Raw genomic sequence first — 5,164 nt, 5'->3', positions numbered from 1 at the left:
GATTACGGCCGCTACGCAGCCGAACGCAGCCTCGCGGGCTCGGCAGCTGCTACGGAGAGCGTACTCCTCATAAAAAATGCCCCGATCTCTCGACCGGGGCATTTCTGTTTAACGCTGCTTATATATAGACGCTTATACAGCCCTATACGTTAGTGCGACACCGCCCCACTCGCCCCCAACCCGGTCTGCGAACGGACGAATTGCGGGAAGAACAGCGCCCGCTCATTGTCAGCCGCCGCAGACTTGTCAGTGATGGAGAAGAACCAGATACCGACAAAGGCAATGGCCATCGAGAACAGCGCCGGGTACTCATACGGGAAGATCGCCTTCTCGTGCCCCATGATCTGCACCCAAATGGTTGGACCCAGCACCATCAGGCCCACCGCACTGACCAGCCCCAGCCAGCCGCCGACCATTGCACCGCGCGTGGTCAGCTTCTTCCAGTACATGGAAAGCAGAAGCACCGGGAAGTTGCAACTGGCAGCGATCGAGAACGCCAGGCCCACCATGAACGCGATGTTCTGGCTTTCGAACAGGATGCCCAGAACAATCGCCAACACGCCCAAGGCGATGGTGGTGATTTTCGAAACCCGGATCTCATCCTTCTCGTTGGCCTTGCCCTTCTTGATCACACTGGCGTACAGGTCGTGCGACACCGCCGTGGCTCCAGCCAGGGTCAGACCGGCAACCACCGCCAGAATGGTGGCGAAGGCTACTGCCGAGATGAAGCCGAGGAAGATACTGCCGCCCACCGCATTGGCCAGGTGCACCGCCGCCATGTTGTTGCCACCCACCAGCGCGCCCGTAGCGTCCTTGAAGGCTGGGTTGGTGCTGACCAGCAGGATTGCACCGAAGCCGATAATGAACGTCAGGATGTAGAAGTAACCAATGAAGCCGGTGGCATACAGCACGCTTTTGCGCGCTTCTTTAGCGTCACTCACGGTGAAGAAACGCATCAGGATATGCGGCAGGCCAGCGGTACCGAACATCAACGCCAGGCCAAGGGAGAATGCCGAGATCGGGTCTTTCACCAGACCGCCCGGGCTCATGATCGCTTCACCTTTAGGGTGAACCTTGACCGCCTCGGAGAACAGCGTATTGAAGTCGAAGTGGACGTACTTCATCACCATCAGCGCCATGAACGAGGCGCCGGACAACAACAGCACGGCCTTGATGATCTGCACCCAGGTGGTCGCCAGCATGCCGCCGAACAACACATAAAGGCACATCAGGATCCCCACCAGAATCACCGCGACATAGTAGTCGAGCCCGAACAGCAACTGGATCAGCTTGCCGGCACCGACCATTTGCGCGATCAGGTAGAACGYCACCACCACCAGCGAACCACAGGCTGACAAGGTGCGAATCTGGGTTTGCCCCAGGCGGTAGGACGCCACATCGGCAAACGTGTACTTACCCAGGTTACGCAAGCGCTCGGCGATCAGGAACAGAATGATCGGCCAGCCCACCAGGAAGCCGATCGAGTAGATCAGGCCATCGTAGCCAGACGCGAATACCAGCGCGGAAATCCCCAGGAAGGACGCCGCCGACATGTAGTCACCGGCAATCGCCAGGCCGTTCTGCAAACCGGTGATCCGGCCGCCCGCCGCGTAGTAGTCGGCTGCCGACTTGGTGCGCCGGGAAGCCCAGTAGGTGATGCACAGCGTTGCGCCGACGAACACCACGAACATCAGGATCGCCGACACGTTGAGCGGTTGTTTGTGCACTTCGCCGGTAAGCGCCTCGGCCGCCCAAACGGCCGGTGCGAAGGCGGTAATGCCTAAAGCTGCCAATAGACGCCGGATCATTGCTGAGCCTCCTTGAGAATCGCATTGTTCAGGTCGTCGAATTCGCCATTGGCGCGTCGTACGTAGATGGCCGTCAGGACGAAGGCCGAAACAATCAGCCCTACACCAATCGGTATGCCCCAGGTAATCGATGACTCAGGGCTGATTTTCGCCCCCAGTACATGCGGCCCATAAGCAATCAATAAGATGAAGCCCGAGTAAAGCCCAAGCATGATCGCCGAGAGAATCCAGGCGAACCGCTCTCGTTTACGAACCAGCTCCTTGAAGCGCGGGCTGTTTTGAATCGAGAGGTAAATGCTGTCGTTCATTGTTTTTATCCTCGCAGCACAGATTTTAGTTGGAACGTATCCACTCTATGCGGCTGCGGAACTGGTTCCAGACGACCTTAGTATTAGAACGACATGACCATTTCGCCAATTTTCAGCATATAAATAAATGTGGGAGCGAGCCTGCTCGCGATGGCGCCGTATCAGTCAACCTATCTGTCAACTGTTACACCGCCATCGCGAGCAAGCTCGCTCCCACAGGGATGAAGCGTTATCCGGGTTTATTTAGTCCATTCGGCGACGCGCGCAGGGTGTTTGGCTACCCAGTCCTTCGCTGCCACTTCAGGTTTGGCACCATCCTGGATAGCCAGCATGACTTCGCCGATTTCGTCTTTCGACGCCCACTGGAAGTTCTTCAGGAACTTCGCAACTTCCGGCGCTTTGGTTGCCAGTTCCTTGCTACCGATGCTGTTTACGGTTTCAGCTGCGCCATAAACGCCTTTTGGGTCTTCCAGGAAGCGCAGTTTCCACTTGGCGAACATCCAGTGCGGTACCCAACCGGTGACTGCGATGGATTCGTTTTTCTTCTCGGCACGGGTCAGCTCGGCAATCATGCCGGCACCGGAACTGGCCTTGAGGGTGTAGTTGCTCAGGCCGTAATCCTTGATCRCCTGATCAGTCTTGAGCATCACGCCTGAACCGGCGTCAATGCCGACGATACGACCTTTGAAGCTATCGTCGGTTTTAAGATCCTCGATGGTCTTGGCCTTGACGTACTCCGGCACGATCAGACCGATTTTCGCATCCTTGAAGTTCGGGCCGTAATCGACGACCTGATCCTTGTTCTTCGCCCAGTATTCGCCATGGGTCACTGGCAGCCAGGCTGACAGCATTGCATCGAGTTTGCCGGTGGCCACACCCTGCCACATGATCCCGGTGGCCACGGCTTGCAGTTTCACGTCATAGCCGAGCTTTTGCTTGATCACTTCCGCAGCCACGTTGGTTGTGGCGACGCTGTCCGACCAGCCATCGACATAACCGATCGTCACTGCCTTGCCTTCGGCGCTGGCCACAGTAGAACTGATCGCCAGCACCAAAGCCGCACCTGCGCCCAAGAGTCGTCGCATCTTCATCGTTACTTCCCCGAAAGTGCTGCGCCCGACGGATGCCGAGCAGCGTCAATGTATTGTTATGGTGCCCAGCGCCCCCATCACGCCTCACCGCAAACCCGTTCGAACATCAGCGGAGTACTGACGAGTCGATAATCAACCTCGCGCCTGCGGCGACCTGCTCTGCCTGCGACCTCAAGGCATCGAGAAACGACATCAGAACGCCAGTAATCGCACCCTGCAAAAATGCCCCTGCGAATCCCGCCTGAACTTTGCATGTCAAAACCATGCAGGTCACCAAGCACGGGACAAATGCAGGTAAGATGCGCGGCTTTGTTCCCAGACGGCCTGACCATGCCCGCCACCTCGCGCTTCCCCTTCTTCGCTTATCTATTCGCCTGCCTGCTTGGCCTGTTTGCCCTCGGTGGTTACTGGTACGGGCTCGGTCAACCGGTGGTGCTGCCGGACGTGGCCAGCGCCACGCACAAATTGCAGTGCGCCTCGTACACACCGTTCGACAAGGACCAATCGCCATTCGATCAGCCGTTCAAACTGCGCCCTGAACGCATGGACGCCGACCTCGCGCTGCTGGCAACCCGCTTCGAGTGCATTCGCACCTATTCGATGACCGGTCTCGAAGCGCTGCCGGACCTGGCGCGCAAACATGGCCTGAAACTGATGATCGGCGCCTGGGTCAACAGCAACCCGGTGGACACTGCCAAGGAAATCGAACTGCTGATCGCCGAGGCCAACGCCAACCCGGACGTGGTCAGTTCAGTGATCGTAGGCAACGAAACCCTGCTGCGCAAGGAAGTCACCGGCGCGCAATTGGCCAAGCTGATCAACCACGTCAAGAGCCACGTCAAACAGCCGGTGACCTACGCCGACGTCTGGGAGTTCTGGCTCAAGCATCCTGAAGTCGCCCCGGCGGTGGACTTCCTGACCATCCACTTGCTGCCGTACTGGGAAGATGAGCCGTCCAACATCGACGCAGCCCTCCAGCACGTCGCCGAGGTTCGGCAGATCTTCGGCAGTCGCTTCGCGCCCAAGGACGTGCTGATCGGCGAAACCGGCTGGCCGAGTGAAGGCCGTCAACGGGAAACCGCTGTACCGAGCCGAGTCAATGAAGCCAAGTTCATTCGTGGTTTTGTGGCGATGGCCGAGCAACAAGGCTGGCACTACAACCTGATCGAAGCCTTTGACCAACCGTGGAAACGCGCCAGCGAAGGTGCGGTCGGTGGTTATTGGGGGCTGTTCGATGCAAACCGCCAGGACAAGGGCGTGCTGGCAGGCCCCGTCACCAACCTGCCGTTCTGGTCGCAATGGCTGGCAGTCGGCAGCCTGATCTTCCTCGGTACGCTGATGCTGGGCGGCCGTGTACGCAGCACTCGCGCAGCGTTGATGCTGCCACTGCTCGGTGCAGTCGCTGCGTGCTCCATTGGCACCTGGGGTGAACTGGCGCGCGTCACCAGCCGCTTTGCCGATGAGTGGATCTGGGCTGCGTTGCTGACCGGCCTGAACTTCCTGGTGCTGGCCCATGCGGCGTTGTTCCTCAGCGCCAGAACCGGTTGGCGTGAACGCGCTTTCAATGCACTGGAACGTCGCGCTGGCTGGCTGCTCGCTGCCGCCGGATTCGCATGTGCTGTGATGATGCTGGGGCTGGTGTTCGAACCGCGCTATCGCAGCTTCCCAAGCGCCGCCCTGCTGCTGCCAGCGCTGGTCTATCTGATTCGTCCGGTCAATGCACCACGCCGGGAAATCGCGCTGCTGACCTTCATCATCGGCGCCAGCATTGCCCCGCAGCTGTACCGTGAAGGCCTGTTCAACCAGCAAGCCTGGGGCTGGGCGCTGGTTTGTCTGCTGATGGTTGCCGCGCTGTGGCGCAGCTTGCGGGTTCGCAACATTTAATTTGTATAGAGCACCTATCGGTGCTATCGCGAGCAGGCTCGCTCCCACAGGTTTTGTGCAATCCATGTGGGAG

The 5,164-nt window shown here is 58.8% G+C and carries 4 protein-coding genes; 1 reads left to right on the top strand and 3 read right to left on the bottom strand.

Annotation, left to right across the window (positions count from 1 at the left end; translation table 11 throughout):
- Nucleotides 1-149: 149 nt before the first annotated feature.
- The 3 genes from AC1DH9_RS21880 to AC1DH9_RS21870 all read right to left on the bottom strand — a co-directional run bounded on the left by AC1DH9_RS21880 (nucleotide 150) and on the right by AC1DH9_RS21870 (nucleotide 3,207).
- Nucleotides 150-1,808, bottom strand: coding sequence for a cation acetate symporter (locus AC1DH9_RS21880; RefSeq protein ID WP_477808767.1), 1,659 nt, complete (start codon nucleotides 1,806-1,808; stop codon nucleotides 150-152).
- Entirely contained in the window at nucleotides 1,805-2,116 is a 312-nt protein-coding gene (locus AC1DH9_RS21875; RefSeq protein WP_123585369.1) for a DUF485 domain-containing protein, read from the bottom strand. Before AC1DH9_RS21875 ends, AC1DH9_RS21880 begins: the two co-directional genes overlap by 4 nt.
- Nucleotides 2,117-2,355: 239 nt before the next feature.
- Entirely contained in the window at nucleotides 2,356-3,207 is an 852-nt protein-coding gene (locus AC1DH9_RS21870) for a glycine betaine ABC transporter substrate-binding protein (protein WP_477808766.1), read from the bottom strand.
- 288 nt (nucleotides 3,208-3,495) lie between these two features.
- Here AC1DH9_RS21870 and AC1DH9_RS21865 point away from each other — a divergent pair, with 288 nt between their 5' ends.
- Complete coding sequence (locus tag AC1DH9_RS21865; RefSeq protein WP_427547064.1) at nucleotides 3,496-5,091, top strand: glycoside hydrolase family 17 protein; 1,596 nt, start codon at nucleotides 3,496-3,498, stop codon at nucleotides 5,089-5,091.
- The last annotated feature ends 73 nt before the right edge of the window (nucleotides 5,092-5,164 follow it).

It is taken from the genome of Pseudomonas sp. 05T35 (genome assembly GCF_056396605.1).
The sequence above is the reverse complement of the archived record's forward strand: the minus strand, read 5'-3'. Positions and strand labels throughout refer to the sequence as shown.